The sequence below is a fragment of the Pseudomonas sihuiensis genome, from assembly GCF_900106015.1.
Classification (GTDB): Bacteria; Pseudomonadota; Gammaproteobacteria; order Pseudomonadales; family Pseudomonadaceae; genus Aquipseudomonas; species Aquipseudomonas sihuiensis.
The window spans coordinates 3479530-3499666 of record NZ_LT629797.1; the positions used below are offsets into that span (position 1 = coordinate 3479530).

Annotated in this window: 14 protein-coding genes; 3 read left to right on the top strand and 11 right to left on the bottom strand. The window is 62.8% G+C overall.

Features of this window, described 5'->3' with window-relative positions; all coding sequences use genetic code 11:
* Window positions 1-72 precede the first annotated feature (72 nt).
* The 8 genes from fdhA to BLT86_RS16490 form a co-directional block, all read right to left on the bottom strand.
* Window positions 73-1272: a formaldehyde dehydrogenase, glutathione-independent gene (gene fdhA, locus BLT86_RS16455; protein WP_092378162.1), complete on the bottom strand. Its 1200-nt coding sequence runs from the start codon at window positions 1270-1272 to the stop codon at window positions 73-75.
* Window positions 1273-1533: 261 nt separating this feature from the next.
* Complete coding sequence (purU, locus tag BLT86_RS16460) at window positions 1534-2397, bottom strand: formyltetrahydrofolate deformylase (protein WP_092378166.1); 864 nt, start codon at window positions 2395-2397, stop codon at window positions 1534-1536.
* 146 nt (window positions 2398-2543) lie between these two features.
* A complete protein-coding gene (locus BLT86_RS16465; RefSeq protein WP_092378169.1) occupies window positions 2544-3173 on the bottom strand; it encodes a sarcosine oxidase subunit gamma in 630 nt (209 codons plus the stop codon).
* Window positions 3166-6189, bottom strand: a complete 3024-nt coding sequence (locus BLT86_RS16470) for a sarcosine oxidase subunit alpha (RefSeq protein WP_092378173.1) — start codon at window positions 6187-6189, stop codon at window positions 3166-3168. Before BLT86_RS16470 ends, BLT86_RS16465 begins: the two co-directional genes overlap by 8 nt.
* Window positions 6186-6512 carry a sarcosine oxidase subunit delta gene (locus tag BLT86_RS16475; RefSeq protein WP_090337585.1) on the bottom strand — a complete coding sequence of 109 codons (327 nt, stop codon included), beginning with the start codon at window positions 6510-6512 and terminating at the stop codon, window positions 6186-6188. The genes BLT86_RS16470 and BLT86_RS16475 overlap by 4 nt, the downstream gene beginning before the upstream one ends.
* Window positions 6513-6828: 316 nt before the next feature.
* Window positions 6829-8079, bottom strand: a complete 1251-nt coding sequence (locus BLT86_RS16480; RefSeq protein WP_092378176.1) for a sarcosine oxidase subunit beta family protein — start codon at window positions 8077-8079, stop codon at window positions 6829-6831.
* A 122-nt stretch (window positions 8080-8201) separates the two neighbouring features.
* Window positions 8202-9455, bottom strand: coding sequence for a serine hydroxymethyltransferase (gene glyA / locus BLT86_RS16485; protein WP_059392327.1), 1254 nt, complete (start codon window positions 9453-9455; stop codon window positions 8202-8204).
* Window positions 9456-10149: 694 nt separating this feature from the next.
* Window positions 10150-10449, bottom strand: coding sequence for a hypothetical protein (locus BLT86_RS16490; RefSeq protein WP_017675821.1), 300 nt, complete (start codon window positions 10447-10449; stop codon window positions 10150-10152).
* Between the two features lie 238 nt (window positions 10450-10687).
* On the opposite strand from BLT86_RS16490, the gene BLT86_RS16495 reads away from it, so the two are divergent.
* Window positions 10688-11728 (top strand): threonine aldolase family protein, encoded by a 1041-nt coding sequence (locus BLT86_RS16495; protein ID WP_017675822.1) that lies wholly within the window; start codon window positions 10688-10690, stop codon window positions 11726-11728.
* 109 nt (window positions 11729-11837) lie between these two features.
* On the opposite strand, the gene gbcB is transcribed toward BLT86_RS16495, so the two are convergent.
* Entirely contained in the window at window positions 11838-12941 is a 1104-nt protein-coding gene (gbcB, locus tag BLT86_RS16500) for a glycine-betaine demethylase subunit GbcB (RefSeq protein ID WP_017675823.1), read from the bottom strand.
* Between the two features lie 313 nt (window positions 12942-13254).
* Here gbcB and gbcA point away from each other — a divergent pair, with 313 nt between their 5' ends.
* Window positions 13255-14547: a glycine-betaine demethylase subunit GbcA gene (gene gbcA, locus BLT86_RS16510; RefSeq protein ID WP_092378179.1), complete on the top strand. Its 1293-nt coding sequence runs from the start codon at window positions 13255-13257 to the stop codon at window positions 14545-14547.
* Between the two features lie 173 nt (window positions 14548-14720).
* Here the strand turns inward: gbcA and typA are convergent, their stop codons facing one another.
* Together typA and thiI are read right to left on the bottom strand one after the other, a co-directional pair.
* Window positions 14721-16544 (bottom strand): translational GTPase TypA, encoded by a 1824-nt coding sequence (typA, locus tag BLT86_RS16515; protein WP_092378185.1) that lies wholly within the window; start codon window positions 16542-16544, stop codon window positions 14721-14723.
* 272 nt (window positions 16545-16816) lie between these two features.
* The gene (gene thiI, locus BLT86_RS16520) at window positions 16817-18271 is read right to left on the bottom strand and encodes a tRNA uracil 4-sulfurtransferase ThiI (protein ID WP_092378191.1); all 1455 of its coding nucleotides are present in this window, start codon (window positions 18269-18271) and stop codon (window positions 16817-16819) included.
* Window positions 18272-18600: 329 nt separating this feature from the next.
* Here thiI and glnA point away from each other — a divergent pair, with 329 nt between their 5' ends.
* The gene (gene glnA, locus BLT86_RS16525; RefSeq protein WP_092378194.1) at window positions 18601-20007 is read left to right on the top strand and encodes a glutamate--ammonia ligase; all 1407 of its coding nucleotides are present in this window, start codon (window positions 18601-18603) and stop codon (window positions 20005-20007) included.
* The last annotated feature ends 130 nt before the right edge of the window (window positions 20008-20137 follow it).

Here is a 20137-nt window from a genome sequence, read left to right on the forward strand (position 1 = left end):
CGAAAGACGACGCCAACAACTGCGCCTTTGCCGTGAAAGGTAGCGACCTGGGACTAAGCCCAGGTCACGACGTCACGCCGCACTGAAGGTCTTGTGCGGGTCGATGACGAATTTCTTCGGCACGCCAGCATCGAACTCGCCGTAGCCACGCGGCGCATCGTCCAGGCTGATGACCTGCACACCGACCACTTCGGCGATGTTGATGCGATCCCACATGATGGCCTGCATCAGCGCGCGGTTGTACTTCATCACCGGGGTCTGGCCGGTGTGGAAGCTGTGCGACTTGGCCCAGCCGAGGCCGAAGCGAATGCTCAGGGCGCCGATCTTCGCCGCCGCATCCACCGCGCCCGGATCTTCGGTCACGTACAGGCCAGGAATACCGATCTTGCCGGCTACGCGCACGACGCCCATCAGCGAGTTGAGCACCGTTGCCGGCGCCTCCTGCTGGGCACCGGCATGGCCGTGGCCACGCGCCTCGAAGCCCACGGCATCGACCGCGCAATCCACTTCCGGCTCGCCCAGCAGATCGGCGATCTGTTCATGCAACGGCGTGTCCTTGGACAGGTCGGCAATTTCGAAACCTTGTGCCTTGGCATGGGCCAGACGCGTTGGGTTGACGTCACCGACGATCACCACCGCAGCACCGAGCAGGCGCGCCGAGGCGGCAGCCGCCAGACCGACCGGACCCGCGCCAGCGATATACACCGTGCTGCCCGGTCCGACACCGGCAGTGACCGCACCGTGGTAACCGGTGGGCAGGATGTCGGACAGGCAGGTCAGGTCGCGGATCTTCTCCATGGCCTTGTCGCGATCCGGCAACTTGAGCAGGTTGAAGTCGGCGTAGGGCACCAGCACGTACTCGGCCTGGCCACCGGTCCAGTCGCCCATGTCGACGTAGCCGTAGGCGCCGCCGGCACGCGCCGGGTTGACGGTCAGGCAGACGCCGGTGTGTTGTTCCTTGCAGGAGCGGCAGCGACCGCAGGCGACGTTGAAGGGAACGGAAACCAGATCACCGAGCTGCAGGCGCTCGACATCGCGGCCCTTCTCGATCACCTCGCCGGTGATCTCGTGGCCCAGCACCAGGCCGACCTGCGCGGTGGTACGGCCACGCACCATGTGCTGGTCGGAGCCGCAGATGTTGGTGGAAACAACTTTGAGGATGACCCCGTGCTCGATCTTCTTGCCGCGTGGGTCCTGCATTTTCGGGTAGTCGATCTTCTGCACTTCGACCTTGCCCGTACCGAGATAAACCACACCACGATTACCAGACATGCGTAACTCTCCTTTCTTGTTGTGGACACAAGACGCGACCGACGGGCCGCGCGGCCTTGCACTGGAGCTTGTTGCGTCTGTTGCCGGAAACCGCCGGTGAAGCCTGGCAGGGCGGGTTCCGTAGGGTGGGCCGAACGGCGATCCGCTTTAGCCCACCAATAACGTTCTTCGTTGTGCCTGGTGGGCTAAAGCCCACCCTACAAGTGGCATCGTTACCGTAGGGTGGGCTTTAGCCCACCAATATTCGGGTTGGCGATGCGTTCAGGCGTTGAGCACCACCGTGCGATTGGCGTTGAGGAACACGCGGCGATCGATGTGGTAGCCGACGGCGCGGGCCAGGGTCAGGCATTCGATGTCGCGCCCCTTGGCGATCAGGTCTTCGGGATAGTGGGCGTGATCCACCGCCTCCACGCCTTGGGCGATGATCGGCCCCTCGTCGAGGTCGTTGTTGATGTAGTGCGCCGTGGCGCCGACCAGCTTGACGCCCTTCTGGTAGGCCTGGTGATAGGGCTTGGCGCCCTTGAAGCCGGGCAGCAGCGAGTGGTGAATATTGATCGCCCAGCCGTCCAGCTTGCGGCACAGCTCGGGCGACAGCACCTGCATGTAGCGGGCGAGCACCACCAGCTCCGCGCCGGTGTCCTCGATCACCTGCAGCACCTTGCGCTCTTGCGCCGGCTTGTCGGCCGGATCGAGCGGGAAATGGTGGTAGGGAATGCCGTGCCAGCGCGCCAGCGGTTCCAGATCCGGGTGGTTGGACACCACCGCCACCACGTCCATGGCCAACTGGCCGATGCGCTGGCGATACAGCAAGTCATGCAGGCAGTGGTCGGCCTTGGACACCATCAGCACCACCTTGGCGCGGTAGCCCGGCGGGGTCAGCTCGACCTGCATGTCGAAGGGTGCCAGACGCTCGGCCACACCGGCGCGAAAGGCGGCCTCGTCGAAGTCCTGCGGCTGACGGAACTCGACACGGATGAAGAAGCGCGAGGACAACCGATCATCGAAGCTGTGGTGCTCAGTGACGTAGCAGCGCTGCTCGAAGAGAAAGCGCGTCACCGCGTCCACGGTGCCGAGCACGCTCGGGCAATGGGCGGTAAGAATCCAGGTGTCGGGGGTGCGGCTCATAATAGACTCCATTGCTGTTCACCCCTCTCCCTTGGGAGAGGGGCCGGGGGTGAGGGCTATCCGACACAACGCGGTCTGCCTTTCCCCTCACCCCAACCCTCTCCCGGAGGGAGAGGGGGCTGTCCGCGTATACCTCAGGTTCAGCTTCAGGCCTCGACCGCCAACCCATACTCGGCGCTGGCATCCTGCAGCCACAGCCAGAAGTAGTCGGCGAAGCTGCGGCGGATCACCAGCTCCCAGGTCTCCTCGCCGGTGTGGCGAATCACCAGCTGCGACTTGGCGAACACGGTGCCCACCGCCTTGCCGACCGGGAAGTTGCTCGGGTGCACGTCGTAGCTGGTCGATTTCATCAGCAGCTCGCGCACCTGCGGCCCGGACAGCTCCAGCAGGGTCTGCCCGCCACTGACGTTGACCACCGAGAAGTGCTGACCGTCCAGCGCCGCACGCAGTTTGCGCTCGACCTCGAACTCGCTGCCGCCGGGCACGATCAGCAGCCACTCGTCCGGGCCCAGCCACTGCAGCGAGGTATCACCGTCGGCGACCAGGGTCAGCGCCACCGGCAGCTCCAGGCCCAGGGCCTTGTGCACGCCGCCGGAGAAGGCGGTGTCGCGGGCGTCGCCACGGATCACCAGGTGCCCGCGCAGCTTCTTCTCGCGCAGGGTGATGCCGGCGTTCTTACGGCCCTTGCCGACCAGTTCGTGCAGGCCGGCATGGTGCAGCGGTGACTGCCCGGCGATGTCGGCGGGACGTTGTTGGTAGACGTTGACGTTAGACATTCTGGCGATCCCCTTTCGGGTCATAGAACACGGAGCTGCAGATTTCGGCTTCGATCAGACTGCCATCGGCCAGCGGCGCGAACACGCGCTCGCCCATGCGCTTGAGGCCGCCCTTGACCACCGCCATGGCGAAGCTGTAACCCATCGCCGCGCTCATGTAGCTGGAGGTGACGTGACCGACCATCTGCATCGGGATGGACTGTTTCGGGTCGAACACCAGTTGCGCGCCTTCCGGCAGCACCTGGTTCGGGTCGACCGGTTTCAGCCCGACCAGCTGCTTGCGGTCTTCGCGCAGGCAGTCGTCACGGTTCATGCCGCGCTTGCCGATCCAGGAGAAAGGTTTGGTGCGGCCGACGCACCAGCCCATGTTGAGATCGTCCGGGGTCACCGAGGCGTCGGTGTCCTGACCGACGATGATGAAGCCCTTCTCGGCGCGCAGCACGTGCATGGTCTCGGTGCCGTAGGGGGTCAGGTCGAATTCCTTGCCGGCTTCGATGATCTGCTCCCACACGCCCAGGGCGTAGTCGGCCTGCACGTTCACTTCATAGCTCAGCTCACCGGTGAAGGAGATGCGGAACACACGCGCCGGCACGCCGCCAACCAGGCCTTCCTTCCAGCTCATGAACGGGAAGGCATCCTTGTCCAGGTCGATGTCGGTGACCTTGGCCAGCAGCTTGCGGCTGTTGGGGCCGGACAGGGTCATGGTCGCCCAGTGGTCGGTAACCGAGGTGAAGTACACCTTCAGCTCCGGCCATTCGGTCTGGTGGTAGATCTCCAGCCACTCCATCACGCGGGCAGCGCCGCCGGTGGTGGTGGTCATGACGAAATGGTTGTCGGCCAGACAGGCGGTCACGCCGTCGTCGAAGACCATGCCGTCTTCCTTGCACATCAGGCCGTAGCGCGCCTTGCCCACGTCCAGCTTGGTCCAGGCGTTGGTGTAGACGCGGTTGAGGAACTCACGGGCATCCGGGCCCTGGATGTCGATCTTGCCCAGGGTCGAGGCATCGAGGATGCCCACGCTGTTGCGTACGGCCAGGCATTCACGGGCCACGGCGGCGTGCAGATCCTCGCCATTTTTCGGGAAGTACCAGGGGCGCTTCCACTGGCCGACGTCCTCGAACTCGGCACCGTTCTTCACGTGCCAGGCCTGCATCGCGGTGTAGCGCTTGGCATCGAACAGCTCGCCACAGTGGCGACCGGCCACAGCGCCGAAGGTGACCGGCGTGTAGTTCGGGCGGAACATGGTGGTGCCCATCTGCACGATGCTGATGCCCATCGAACGCGCGGCGATGGCCAGACCGTTGATATTGCCCAGCTTGCCCTGGTCGGTGCCGAAGCCCAGTGCGGTGTAACGCTTGACGTGCTCGACCGACTCGAAGCCTTCACGCGTCGCCAGCTCGATGCCGGCCGCGGTGACGTCGTTCTGCAGGTCGACGAACTGCTTCGGCGCCCGCGCGGTGGACTTGTCGTGCGGCACCTGGAACAGCGCCAGCATCGGATCTTCCTGACGCACCTCGGCCTGTGGCAGGCTGCCACTGACGGCCTTGTAGCCAGTCTCGGCAGCCGCCTTGGCGCCCGCCTCGAAGCCATTGGCAAGCACGTCGCCGAGGGCGAACACGCCATTCACTGCACCAGCGTCGATGCGTTGCTGGACGCCGTTACCCGGCCCCGGCACGAAACCGAGGATGTCCTCGCGCCATTCGGGGCGACCACCCAGGTGCGACGCCAAGTGCACCACCGGGCTGTAGCCACCGGAGCTGACGATCAGGTCGCAGTCGAGCACTTCACCAGGGCTGGTGACCTTGTGTGCCTTGGCATCGATGGCGCAGATGCGCGCACCGGTGACGCGCTTGCTGCCACGTGCCTCGACCACTGCGCTGCCGGTGAGGATGCGCACACCACGCGCACGCGCTTCCTCGACCCAGCTGCCGCGCGGGTTGCTGCGCGCATCGGCCACCGCCACCACCTTGCGCCCGGCATCGAGCCAGTCGAGCACCACGCGGTAGGCGTAATCGTTGTTGGTCGACAGCACCAGTTCCTGGCCTGGCGCCACGCCATAACGACGCACGTAGGTCGACACGGCGCCAGCCAGCATGTTGCCGGGCACATCGTTGTTGGCGTACACCAGCGGTCGCTCATGGGCGCCGCTGGCCAATACCACGCGCTTGGCGCGGACGCGGTGCATACGCTGGCGAGCCTGGCCCATCGGGGCGACTTCACCGAGGTGATCGGTCAGGCGCTGGTGGATGGTGAGGAAGTTGTGGTCGTGGTAGCCGTTGACCGTGGCGCGTGGCAGCAGGGTCACTTCCGGCATTTTCTGCAGCTCGGCGATGGCCTGCGCCACCCAGTCGGCGGCGGGCTTGCCGTCGAGGGTTTCGCGAGTGTCGAGCAGGCTACCGCCGAACTCTTCCTGCTCATCGGCAAGAATCACCCGCGCGCCGCTACGGCCAGCCGCCAGCGCGGCGGCGAGACCGGCAGGGCCGGCACCGACGATCAGCACGTCGCAATGCTGGTTGAGCTGGTCGTAGATGTCCGGGTCGACTTCGGTGGGCGAGCGACCTAAGCCTGCGGCCTTGCGGATGTACTTCTCATAGGTCATCCACAGGTTCTGCGGATACATGAAGGTCTTGTAGTAGAAACCGGGCGGCATCATGCCGCCGCCGACCTTGCCGAGGATGCCCATCAGGTCGGTGTTGACGCTCGGCCAGCCGTTGGTGCTGTTGGCCACCAGACCGCTGTACAGCGCCTGCTGGGTGGCGCGCACGTTGGGGATCTGCGCGGCCTCGGTGGAGCCGATCTGCAGCACGGCATTGGGCTCTTCCGCGCCAGCAGCGACGATGCCGCGTGGCCGCGAGTACTTGAAGCTGCGGCCAACGATGTCGACGCCGTTGGCCAGCAGCGCGGCGGCCAGGCTGTCGCCAGCGTAACCGTGGTAGGTCTGGCCATTGAAGGTGAAGCTCAGCGCCTGGCTGCGGTCGATGCGACCACCCTTGGCAAGACGATTGACCTGACTCATGCCGTTACTCCTTCTGCCACGGCTTGCTTGTCGGTGGCCGCGGCTGCGGTGACCGAAGGCTTCTCGCCGACCTTGTAGGTCTCGAGGATCTCGTAGGTCACGGTGTGGCGGGTGGCGTTGAAATACTTGCGGCAACCGGCTGCGTGCACCCACAGCTCATGGTGGATACCACGCGGGTTGTCGCGGAAGAACATGTACTCGCCCCACTCTGCATCCGTGCAGGCATCGGGATCGAGCGGGCGGGCGATGTGCGCCTGGCCCTTGGCGTGGAATTCCTCTTCGGAGCGCAGTTCGCCACAGTAGGGGCAGAAGATGTGCAGCATGGTGGAGCCTCCGCTTGCTTTACTCCCCTCTCCCGCTTGCGGGAGAGGGGCTGGGGGAGAGGGCTGCTCTATGCACGCCATCCCCCGAGTCAGTTACAGGGAGCTGCAGTGCCGAACACAGCACCCTCTCCCGCCCTTCGGGCACCCTCTCCCGCAAGCGGAGGAGGACGTTTTGTTCTCCCCTCTCCCACTTGTGGGAGAGGGGTCGGGGGAGAGGGCTACGGTGTTGGCCGAACCGCCCTCTCCCGGCCCTGCGGGCCACCCTCTCCCGCAAGCGGGAGAGGGTCATCGGATGTCATCCCTACGGGATGAATGTTTAATGGGCCACCGCCGCAGCGCCGTGCTCGTCGATCAGTGCGCCGGTGTGGAAACGGTCGATGGAGAACGGCTTGGCCAGTGGGTGCATTTCACCCTTGGCCAGGCTGGCGGCGAACACGTGACCCGAACCCGGCGTGGCCTTGAAGCCACCGGTACCCCAACCGCAGTTGAAGAACAGGTTGTCTACCGGGGTCTTGGAAATGATCGGGCAGGCGTCGGGGCTGGTATCGACGATGCCGCCCCACTGGCGGTTCATACGCACGCGCGAGAGCACCGGGAACATCTCGACGATGGCCTGCAGGGTGTGTTCGATGGTGTGGTAGGAGCCGCGCTGGCCGTAGCCGTTGTAGCCGTCGATGCCGGCACCGATGACCAGGTCGCCCTTGTCCGACTGACTGATGTAACCGTGCACGGCGTTGGACATGATCACGCTGTCGATGATCGGTTTGATCGGCTCGGATACCAGTGCCTGCAGCGGGTGCGATTCCAGCGGCAGGCGGAAGCCGGCGAGCCCCGCCATATGCCCGGAATTACCGGCAGTGACCACACCGACGCGCTTGGCACCGATGAAACCCTTGTTGGTCTCCACGCCGATCACCGCACCGTTCTGCTTGCGGAAACCGGTCACCTCGGTGTTCTGGATCAGGTCGACGCCCAGGGCATCGGCGGCACGCGCGTAGCCCCAGGCCACGGCGTCATGACGGGCGACGCCACCGCGACGCTGCACGGTGGAGCCCATCACCGGATAACGGGTGTTCTTGCTGCAGTCGAGGTAGGGAATTTCCTCGGCCACCTGCTTGGCATCCAGCAGTTCGCCATCCACGCCGTTGAGGCGGTTGGCGCTGACGCGGCGCTCGGCGTCGCGCATATCCTGCAGGGTGTGGCAGAGGTTGTAGACGCCACGCTGGGAGAACATGACGTTGTAGTTGATGTCCTGCGACAGCCCTTCCCACAGCTTCATGGCGTGTTCGTAGAGCTGCGCGGACTCGTCCCACAGGTAGTTGGAACGCACGATGGTGGTGTTGCGCGCGGTGTTGCCGCCGCCGAGCCAGCCCTTCTCGACCACGGCGACATTCTTCACGCCGAATTCCTTGGCCAGGTAATAGGCCGTGGCCAGGCCGTGGCCGCCACCGCCGACGATGACCACGTCGTACACCGGCTTGGGCGTCGGGTTGCGCCACATGCGCTGCCAGTTCTCATGGTGGCTGAACGAGTGCTTGAACAGGCCGAAGCCGGAATAACGTTGCATGAAGATGCTCCTTGAATCTGTTCTCGAACGCCTAACCTGTAGGAGCCAGCTTGCTGGCGATCCCTTACAACGAGCTCGGCTGGATCGCCAGCAAGCTGGCTCCTACAACAGAGCAGAAGGCTTTAGCGGTATACGGGGTAGTCCGCGCACAGCCCTGCGACCAGCTTGGCCACCTGCGCCTCGACATCGGCATCGCCGAGGTGATCGAGGATGTCGCAGATCCAGCCGGCCAGCGCCTGGCACTGAGCGACCTTGAAGCCACGGGTGGTCACCGCCGGCGTGCCGATACGGATGCCCGAGGTCACGAACGGCGACTGCGGGTCGTTGGGCACGGCGTTCTTGTTCACGGTGATACCGGCACGGCCAAGGGCAGCATCGGCCTCCTTGCCGGTCAGGCCCTGCTTGATCAGGCTGAGCAGGAACAGGTGATTGTCGGTGCCGCCGGACACCACCTCGTAACCGCGCTCGATGAACACCTTGGCCATGGCCTGAGCGTTATCGATCACCTGCTGCTGGTAGGCCTTGAACTCCGGCTCCATGGCTTCCTTGAAGCACACCGCCTTGGCCGCAATCACGTGCATCAGCGGGCCACCCTGGGCGCCCGGGAACACCGCGGAGTTGAGTTTCTTCTCGATCTCTTCGTTGGCCTTGGCCAGGATCAGGCCGCCGCGCGGGCCGCGCAGGGTCTTGTGCGTGGTGGTGGTGACCACGTCGGCAAAGGGAATCGGGTTCGGGTACAGACCCGCAGCGACCAGGCCCGCCACATGCGCCATATCGACGAACAGTAGCGCGCCGACCTTGTCGGCGATGGCGCGAAAGCGCGGGAAGTCGAGGGTCTTGGAGTAGGCGGAGAAGCCGGCGACGATGATCTTCGGCTTGTGCTCCACGGCCAGGCGCTCGACCTCGTCGTAGTCGATCAGCCCGGTGGCGGTGTCCAGGCCGTACTGCACGGCGTTGTAGAGTTTGCCCGAGGACGACACCTTGGCGCCGTGGGTCAGGTGGCCGCCGTGGGCCAGGCTCATGCCGAGGATGGTGTCGCCGGCATTGAGCAGCGCCAGGTACACGGCGCTGTTGGCCGAGGAACCGGAGTGCGGCTGGACGTTGGCGTAATCGGCGCCGAACAGCGCCTTGGCGCGGTCGATGGCCAGTTGCTCGACCTTGTCGACGTACTCGCAACCGCCGTAGTAGCGCTTGCCTGGATAGCCTTCGGCGTACTTGTTGGTCAGACCGCTGCCTTGCGCTTCCATCACCCGCTGGCTGCAGTAGTTCTCCGAGGCGATCAGCTCGATGTGCTCTTCCTGACGGCGTTCTTCCTGATTGATCGCCGCGAGCAACTCGTCGTCGTAACCCTGAATCTGATCCTGCTTGCTGAACATCTCGACTCTCCTGCAGCGCCTAAGGGCGGCGGTCTTGGACGGGCGGGCCAGCAAGGCCCTGTGCAGCGATGGTAGGGCCGCCCCTGCCCCATCAAATGCCTGCCAACGCCGCGAGAGCATTCGTTTGCGACATGGCCTTGTCGCAATCAGGCGCGTCGCGGGTGCGCCGCTGGTTTGCACACAAATCACGGGGATCAAGCTGTGGATAAGCCGTGCATAGCGCGCGTCGCCCCAACAGCTGCAAGGGTTTCCTGGCAGCGGTCATTTCCTGATCGATATCAAGCAGTTAACAATGCAGACCATGCACAGAAGCGGTGGACTAGCCTGTGGAAAAGCTGTCAGCAGATGGCTGCCGCCCTCGCCAGCGCTGCCCATGAGGGCTCTGTTCGATATCCATACACGCACGCCGGCTCCCTGGCTTATCCACCAGCGACATGAACGAGAGGCAGGGATCGGTTGGGGATATGCACAGAAGATGTGGATGAAACTGTGCATAGGCTGTTCGACGAGGGCGCGCGCCCAGAGCTGCCGCGGCCTGCCGGGATACGGCTAAAAATCGAACAGGATCAAGGAGATAGATCAGGCTTGTGCACAAATACTGTGGGCGGCGCTGTGCATGGCCTGTGGAAACCTGGCGCCAGGCCAGAGCCCATGGGGCTCCGGCGCCAGCGCCTGCTATTTGCTCAACGACGCCTTACGGCTTGAGCTTGCCAGCACAGCTGCTGGAGGCATTCACCAGACGCTGCTGCATGGCAGGGTCAGGTGGGGACTGGCGGCTGATTTCCTGCAATTCAGCTTCACTGAATTCCTGGCTGACCTTGGTCGCAGCGCAGTCGCAATAAGCGCGCAATTGTGGCTCCTCGTAGCCTGCCGGGGCGCCAGCGATGCACTGCTGAACGAACTCGGTCTTGGCATTATCCGACCACTCGGCGGCGGAAACGGGCAGCGCCACGGCCAGCGGCAGGGCAAGGGCGAGCAGGTGACGATAAGTCATGGGAAACTCCTTCTCTTGATTGCGGAGAGCGGATCGACTGCCGCCCTCTGGTAAGTGTGAACCCCGCTGCAAGCCCCAAGTTCCATCTGCGAGCCGAACGGTTGGCCACGAACCGACCCGGCAGTACGCTTCAGCGCAACAACTCGTCGCCGCGACGGACGCCTGACCGCCAGTCGCAGGTTAAAGTGAGCGCTTTGTCGGCAGACCCGCCGGCAGGTTTTTCAGAAGGAACGCGCCAATGCCCGACAATGCCCAGCAATTTGCCAGCGACAACTACTCCGGCATCTGTCCCGAAGCCTGGGCCGCCATGGCCGAGGCCAACCAGGGCCACCAGCGCGCCTATGGCGATGACGAATGGACGGCGCGCGCCGCCGACCACTTCCGCCGCCTGTTCGAAACCGATTGCGAGGTGTTCTTCGCCTTCAACGGCACCGCCGCCAACTCCCTGGCCCTGGCCTCGCTGTGCCAGAGCTACCACAGCGTGATCTGCTCGGAGACCGCCCACGTCGAGACCGATGAGTGCGGCGCGCCGGAGTTCTTCTCCAACGGCTCCAAGCTGCTGCTGGCCAAGACCGAGAACGGCAAGCTGACCCCACAAGCCATCCGCGAAATCGCCCTCAAGCGCCAGGACATCCACTACCCGAAACCGCGCGTGGTCACCCTCACCCAGGCCACCGAAGTCGGTACCGTATACCGTCCGGAAGAAGTCCGCGCCATCAGCCAGGTCTGCAAGGAGCTGAATCTCAACCTGCACATGGACGGCGCGCGCTTCTCCAACGCCTGCGCCTTTCTTGGCTGCAGCCCGGCGGAGCTGACCTGGAAGGCTGGCGTGGACGTGCTGTGCTTCGGCGGCACCAAGAACGGCATGGCGGTAGGTGAAGCCATCGTCTTCTTCAACAAGGATCTGGCCGAAGACTTCGACTATCGCTGCAAGCAGGCCGGCCAGCTGGCCTCGAAGATGCGCTACCTGTCCGCGCCCTGGGTCGGCATCCTGCAGGATGATGCCTGGCTCAAATATGCCAACCACGCCAACCGCTGCGCGCAGCTGCTGGCCATGCTGGTCGAGGACGTGCCCGGTGTCAGCCTGATGTTCCCGGTGGAGGCCAACGGCGTGTTCCTGCAACTGTCGGAGCCGGCCATCGCCGCCCTCACCGCGCGCGGCTGGCGCTTCTACACCTTCATCGGCGCCGGCGGCGCGCGCTTCATGTGCAGCTGGGATACCGACGAAGCCCGCGTGCGCCAGCTGGCCGCCGATATCCGTGAAGTGATGAGCGCCTGAAACGCCATAAGTCCCACGAGCGGGGCTTATGGCTAAGTAGCCCGGATGCAATCCGGGGAAATCGATCAATCGCCCCGGATTTCATCCGGGCTACAAACTTTCATGGCGATCAATAGTCGATCGCCACATCCCCTTTCGGCACGCTGCAGCACGACAGGATGTAGCCCTCAGCCACATCCTCGTCGGTGATACCGCCGTTATGCTCCATTTCCACTTCGCCGGCTGTCTTCATTACCTTGCAGGTACCGCAGATGCCCATGCCACAGGCCTTGGGAATATGCAGGCCGAGTTTGGCGGCAGCGGCGTGCACGGTTTCGCCGGGCACCACACGAATGCTCTTGCCAGTGCTGGTGAACTCTACCTGGTGCAGGTCGGCCAGCGGCACATCCGGCGCATCGGCCGCCTCGGCCGCCAGCTCCTTGACCTCGGCGCGAATCTCCGGCGGCGTCGGGCCGAAGGCCTCCTCGTGATAGCGATTCATGTCGTAGCCAGCCGCCTCGAGCAGGCGCTTGATGGCGCTCATGTAGGGCGTGGGGCCGCAGCAGAAGATCTCGCGATCAAGATAATCCGGAGCGATGAGCTCCAGCATCGGCTTGTTCAGGTAACCGCGATAACCCGCCCAGGCTTCACCCAGACCGTGCTTCTCGCAGATGACGTGCAGGCTGAAGTTGTTGATGCGCGCCGCCATGTGCTCCAGCTCGCGCTGGTAGATGATGTCCTTCGGCGAACGAGCGCTGTGCACGAAGACCATGTCGACATTGGCGTTGGTGTCGTAGAACCAGCGCGCCATCGACATCACCGGCGTGATGCCGACACCACCGGAAAGAAACAGCGCCTTGTCGGTGGGGAAATCGATGGCATTGAACAGGCCCACCGGCCCATGCACTGGCACCTCGTCGCCTTCCTTGAGGTTGTCGTGCAGCCAGTTCGAGACCTTGCCGCCCGGCACCCGCTTGATGGTGATGGAGAAGCTGTAAGGCACCGAAGGCGAGCTGGAGATGGTGTAGGAACGCATGATCGGCTGGCCGTCGATCTCCAGCTCCAGGGTGACGAACTGCCCGGGTTTGAAGAAGAACAGCACCGGCTGATCGGCCATGAAGCAGAAGGTGCGCACATCCCAGGTTTCCTGGATCACCTTGACGCAACGCACCAGATGGCGACCGTTGGTCCAGGTCTGCGTCGTAACCGGATTGAGGAAGGCGTTGGTGGTCATGAACGGCTCTCCACGCGGCCGGATATCGGCCTATATGCGGCGGATTGTGCGAAAGGCTGCCGGTCGTCATTTATCTACCAGCGACATCCGCATGCTTATCGCGACCTGCCCGATAGCACGGGGCCTGGCGCGTCGGAAACAAATCTGGCCATGTCGCCCATGGATAAGGTTTTACCTGTTGCCGGCTCCACACTCCGCTCACCAAGCATGCACGCCCATTGCAGGCAGCAGCGAACGATCGAGACCTTGCGGCACATACCGTATCAGCCACTATTTCCGGCAGGCGCGAGGCGCCCGCCAATGAGGAGCCACCATGGACTGCACCCAAAACCTGAGCCTGGGCGACCCGCTGGAGCCCGTGCGCAAGGCCACCGCACAGATGCTGAACGAACGCGACCACAGCTTCTCGCTGCCGCAGCCGTTCTACAGCGACGAACGCCTGTTCCAGGTCGACATGCAGGAGATCTTCCACAAGGAATGGCTGATCGCCGGCATGACCTGCGAAATCCCGGCCAAGGGCAACTTCCTCACCCTGCAGATCGGCGATAACCCGATTCTGGTCATTCGCGGCGCCGAAGGGCAGATCCATGCCTTCCACAACGTCTGCCGTCACCGTGGCTCGCGCCTGTGTGTCTCGGACAAGGGCAAGGTCGCCAAGCTGGTATGCCCTTACCACCAGTGGACCTACGAGCTGGACGGTCGCCTGTTGTTCGCCGGTACCGAAATGGGCGCCGACTTCGACCTCAAGGACTACAGCCTGAAACCGGTGCAGTGCAAGACCGCCGGCGGCTACATCTTCATCTCCCTGGCGGAAAACCCGCCAGCCATCGACGAGTTCCTCGCCACCCTGGCGCATTACATGGAACCCTATGACATGGAGAACACCAAGGTGGCTGTGCAGACCACCCTGATGGAAAAGGCCAACTGGAAGCTGGTGCTCGAGAACAACCGCGAGTGCTACCACTGCAATGGTTCGCACCCGGAACTGCTCAACACCCTGCTGGAATGGGATGACGTCACCGATCCGCGCGCCAGCCAGGCGTTCAAGGATCAGGTCGCCGAGTGCACCACTCGCTGGGACAAGGACAAGATCCCCTATGCCCACGCCAGCTTCGGCCTGCGCAACCGCATCGTGCGCATGCCGCTGCTCAAGGGCACCGTATCCATGACCATGGACGGCAAGCCCGGCTGCAAGAAACTCATGGGCCGCATCACCGACCCGGACCTGGGCTCCATGCGCATCCTGCACCTGCCGCATTCGTGGAACCACTGCATGGGCGACCACATGATCGTCTTCACCGTGTGGCCGATCAGCGCGCAGCAAACCATGGTCACCACCAAGTGGCTGGTGCACAAGGATGCCGTCGAAGGTGTCGACTACGACGTCGCCCGCCTGCGCCAGGTGTGGGATGCCACCAACGACCAGGACCGCCGCCTGGCCGAGGAAAACCAGCGCGGCATCAACTCCACCGCCTACCAGCCGGGCCCCTACTCCAAGACCTACGAGTTCGGCGTGATCAACTTCCTCGACTGGTACAGCGAGCGCCTGCTCAACAACCTTGGCGACACCCCAGCGCAATCGCTGCGCCAGGTAGCGGGCGAGTGATGACGCTCAGCCTGCTGGTAGTGATCGGGCTGGCAGCTTATGGGTTGCTGGCCTGTAGGCCGCAGCGCGACTGAAGCCGCTCCTACCGAGCACTAACGGCATCCACAACAAAAAGCCCCGCCAGATCGCTCTGGCGGGGCTTTTCATTTACAGCCGAGGCGAGTCGCTAAGCGTCAGGCCTTGTTGGCTTTCTTGGCAGCGCGGGTGCGCTCGCCTTCGTCGAGGATCTTCTTACGCAGACGGATCGACTTCGGCGTCACTTCGCACAGCTCGTCATCCTGGATGAATTCCAGAGCCTGCTCCAGGGTGAAGCGAACCGGCGGAACCAGGGCGATGGTTTCGTCCTTGCCCGAAGCACGCATGTTGTCGAGCTTCTTGCCTTTGGTGGGGTTCACGCCCAGGTCGTTGTCGCGGCTGTTCAGGCCGACGATCTGACCGTTGTAGATTTCCTGGCCGTGCTCGACGAACAGCTTGCCGCGCGCCTGCAGGGTTTCCAGGGAGTAGGTCAGGGCCTTGCCGGTATCGATCGAGACCAGTACGCCGTTCTGACGGCCAGACATGCTGCCCGGCTTGACGGTGTCGTAACGGTCGAAGATCGAGGTCAGGATGCCGGCGCCGTTGGTCAGAGTCAGGAACTGGTTACGGAAACCGATCAGACCGCGAGCCGGGATGTTGTATTCCAGGCGCACGCGACCTTTGCCGTCCGGCGACATGTTGGTCAGGTCGCCCTTACGCAGCCCCATTTCTTCCATGACCTTGCCCTGGGATTCCTCAGGGATGTCGATGGTGACGTTCTCGAACGGCTCCTGCTTGACGCCGTTGACTTCGCGGATGATTACTTCCGGACGGCCAACGCCCATTTCGAAGCCTTCGCGACGCATGGTTTCGATCAGTACCGAGAGGTGCAGCTCACCACGGCCGGAGACCTTGAACTTGTCGGCGCTGTCGCCTTCTTCAACACGCAGGGCCACGTTGTACAGCAGCTCCTTGTCCAGACGCTCCTTGATGTTGCGGCTGGTGACGAACTTGCCTTCTTTACCGCAGAACGGCGAGTCGTTGACCTGGAAGGTCATCGACACGGTCGGCTCGTCAACGGTCAGCGGCTTCATCGCTTCGACGTGGTTGATGTCGCACAGGGTGTCGGAGATGAACAGCTGATCCATACCGCTGACGCAGACGATGTCACCAGCGGTGGCTTCTTCGACGTCTACGCGGTGCAGGCCGTGGTGACCCATCAGCTTGAGGACGCGGCCGTTACGCTTCTTGCCGTCGACATCGATGGCAATGACCGGGGTGTTCGGCTTGACCTTGCCACGGGCAATACGGCCAACGCCGATGATGCCAAGGAAGCTGTTGTAGTCCAGTGCGGAGATCTGCATCTGGAACGGGCCGTCGAGGTCGACGTTCGGAGCCGGTACGTGGTCGACGATGGCCTGGTACAGCGGGGTCAGGTCTTCGGCCATGTTCTCATGGTCGAGACCGGCGATGCCGTTCAGGGCGCTGGCGTAGACGACCTGGAAGTCCAGTTGCTCGTCGGTGGCACCGAGGTTGTCGAACAGGTCGAAGATCTGATCCATGACCCAGTCAGGACGCGCGCCCGGACGGTCGATCTTGTTGATCACGACGATCGGTTTGAGGCCGGCTTCGAACGCCTTCTTGGTCACGAAGCGGGTTTGCGGCATCGGGCCGTCCTGGGCGTCAACCACCAGCAGTACGGAGTCGACCATGGACATTACGCGCTCAACTTCGCCACCGAAGTCGGCGTGGCCGGGGGTGTCGACGATGTTGATACGGTAGTCGTTCCACTTGATGGCGGTGTTCTTCGCCAGAATGGTGATGCCGCGCTCTTTTTCCTGGTCGTTGCTGTCCATCACGCGCTCGTCGTTGAGCTCGTTACGTTCCAGGGTGCCGGACTGACGCAGCAGGGCGTCGACGAGGGTGGTTTTGCCATGGTCGACGTGGGCGATGATGGCGATGTTGCGTAGATTTTCGATCACTGTGTGTATCTCGATCAGAGGATTCGGTGTGTCGCCCAGCCTGGACGACGAATATGAAGAAACTGGGATCAGCGAGCTGATCGGGGTACCTCTAAAAACGTAGGCGAGGCAGTCAGTGCAAGGCAGAAACAAGCGAAAAAGCGGAGTTTACAAGTTGTAAATGAGCATTTTGAGCTTGTTTTTAACGCAGCAATGACAACGCAGGTAGTTTTTAGAGGTGCCCCGGGTCGGGAGGGCGATGGCGGATACTCCCGCCATTAAGCCCCGGCGTCCTATGCCGGACGATAAACGCGCACATTGGCATGCCCCTCGCTCAGCAGGTGATGGGCATGCAGGCGGCTCATGACGCCCTTGTCGCAATACAGCAGGTACTGGCGGTTCTCATCCAGTTCCTTGAATTTGTTGTTCAGCGCGTAGAACGGCAGCGCCTGCACCTCGACACCCGGCACGTCCAGCGGCTCGTCTTCGGCGGCATCGGGATGACGGATGTCGATGACGATCTGCCCGGCCAGGGCCTCACGGACTTCCTCGACCTGAACGTCCTTGCCCAGCTCGTCGATCACCCGATCAATGGGCAGCAGGGTGGCGCGCTCCAGGGCACGCTCGAGGATGGCCATGTCGAACTGCGCCTCCTCCTTCTCCACGCGATAGCCGCGCGCCTTGGTGGTCGGATTGACCGAGATCACGCCGCAATACTCGGGCATGTTCTTGGCGAATTCGGCGGTGCCGATCTGTGTGGCGGTGTCGATGATATCCTGCTTGTGGCTGGCGATCAGCGGGCGCATCACCAACATGTCGGTGGCCGAATCGATCACCGCCAGGTTGGTCAGGGTCTGGCTCGATACCTGGCTGATCGCCTCACCGGTGACCAGCGCCTCGATCTGCAGTTTTTCAGCGACCCGAGTAGCCGCACGCAGCATCATGCGCTTGAGGATCACGCCCATCTGGCTGTTGTCGACCTTGCCGAGAATCTCGCCGACCACTTCCTCGAACGGCACGCTGACGAACAGCACGCGCTGCGAGCGGCCGAACTTCTGCCATATATAGTGCGCCACTTCCATCACGCCCAATTCGTGGGCACGACCACCGAGATTGAAGAAGCAGAAGTGGCTGACCAGGCCGCGACGCATCATCTGGTAAGCCGCCACGGTGGAGTCGAAGCCGCCGCTCATCAGCACCAGGGTCTGCTCCAGCGAGCCCAGCGGGTAACCGCCGAGGCCTTCATGACGGTTGTGCACCACGAACAGGCGCTGGTCGCGAATCTCCATGCGCACTTCGACGTCCGGCTTCTTCAGGTCGATGCCGGCAGCGCCGCACTCCAGACGCAGGCGCGAACCGACATGACGCTCGACGTCGATGGAGGAGAACCCGTGCTTGCCACCGCGCTTGCAGCGCACGGCGAAGATCTTGCCCGGCAACTGGTCGGCGTAGTGGCGCTTGCAGTGTTCGGTGATCTCGTCCAGATCGCCCAGCGGGTACTCATTCACCTCGAGGAACAGACCGATGCCCGGCGTGTTGCGCAGGCGTTCAGTCATCTCGGCCAGCAGCTTGGGATCGTTCAGGTCGGTCTCGACCTCGAGGTTGTCCCAGACACCGGTCACCCGCAGTTCGGGGTCAAGATCGCGCAGCACGGAGCGAATGTTCTTCCCCAACTGGCGGATGAACTGCTTGCGCACCGGGCGGCTCTTGATGGTGATTTCCGGGAAAACTTTGACGATCAGCTTCATGAATAGGCCGCCCGCTTGGGGGACGAAAAAACAGGGGCGCGGATTATAGCGGAAATTGTTCAAGCTTTGACCAAAAATACTGCATCACCCATATGACGCACCAAAATGGATCTTTTGTGAAATTAAAGGCCCTTAAATGGTGCAAATATTTCTAGTGAATTGCCGCGCAGACGGCGCAGCACCTGAGTTTCGTGGCTTCTGCCCAATAAAGGGCACTGGCATGCAATTTGCTCCCTTGTGAGGCAGGTCGCCCTGAAGGACTATCCCGCCGGGCTTCACCGCACATATCGGGGCTCCACGAAGCGAGCCTTTTCCATCTGGAGGACAACATGTCTAAGGCTGTTCAACTGATCAAAGAACACGACGTGAAGTGGGTAGACCTGCGCTTCACCGATACCAAAGGCAAGCAGCACCACGTGACCATGCCGGCCCGTGACGCCCTGGACGAAGACTTCTTCGAGCACGGCAAGATGTTCGATGGTTCGTCCATTCACGGCTGGAAAGGCATCGAAGCCTCCGACATGATCCTGATGCCGGTCGACGAAACTTCGGTACTGGACCCGTTCACCGAAGAGCCGACCCTGATCATCGTTTGCGACATCATCGAGCCAAGCACCATGCAGGGCTACGATCGTGACCCGCGCTCCATCGCCAAGCGCGCTGAAGAGTTCCTCAAAGGCACCGGCATCGGTGACACCGTATTCGTTGGCCCGGAGCCCGAGTTCTTCATCTTCGACGAAGTGAAGTTCAAGTCCGACATCTCCGGCTCGATGTTCAAGATCTACTCCGAGCAAGGCTCCTGGATGACCGACGGCGACGTCGACGGCGGCAACAAGGGCCACCGCCCGGCCGTCAAAGGCGGTTACTTCCCGGTTCCGCCGTGCGACCACGACCACGAAATCCGTACCGCCATGTGCAACGCCATGGAAGAAATGGGCCTCGTCGTCGAAGTACACCACCACGAAGTGGCCACTGCCGGTCAGAACGAAATCGGCGTGAAGTTCAACACCCTGGTCGCCAAGGCTGACGAAGTTCAGACCCTGAAGTACTGCGTGCACAACGTAGCTGATGCCTACGGCAAAACCGCTACCTTCATGCCGAAGCCGCTGTACGGCGACAACGGTTCGGGCATGCACGTGCACATGTCGATCTCCAAAGACGGCAAGAACACCTTCGCAGGCGAAGGCTATGCCGGCCTGTCCGAGACCGCTCTGTACTTCATCGGCGGCATCATCAAGCACGGTAAGGCCCTGAACGGCTTCACCAACCCGTCGACCAACTCCTACAAGCGTCTGGTTCCGGGCTTCGAAGCTCCGGTCATGCTGGCCTACTCGGCTCGCAACCGCTCCGCTTCGATCCGTATCCCGTACGTTGCCAGCCCGAAAGCTCGCCGTATCGAAGCACGCTTCCCGGACCCGGCTGCCAACCCCTACCTGGCCTTCGCAGCTCTGCTGATGGCCGGTATCGACGGCATCCAGAACAAGATCCACCCGGGCGATGCTGCCGACAAGAACCTGTACGACCTGCCGCCGGAAGAAGGCAAGCTGATCCCGCAAGTCTGCGGCAGCCTGAAAGAAGCCCTGGAAGAGCTGGACAAGGGTCGTGCGTTCCTGACCAAGGGCGGCGTGTTCTCCGACGACTTCATCGATGCCTACATCGAGCTGAAATCCGAAGAAGAAATCAAGGTACGTACCTTCGTACACCCGCTGGAATACGACCTGTACTACAGCGTCTAAGCCAGTTTGCGCCGCCTCGTGCGGCGCACTTCAAGAGCCCTGCCCGGCCCTGCCTGGCGGGGCTTTTTTATGGGCAGGCAGCAACACCATGCCCTGTAGGAGCAAGCTCTGCTCGCGAAACTCTTCAGGT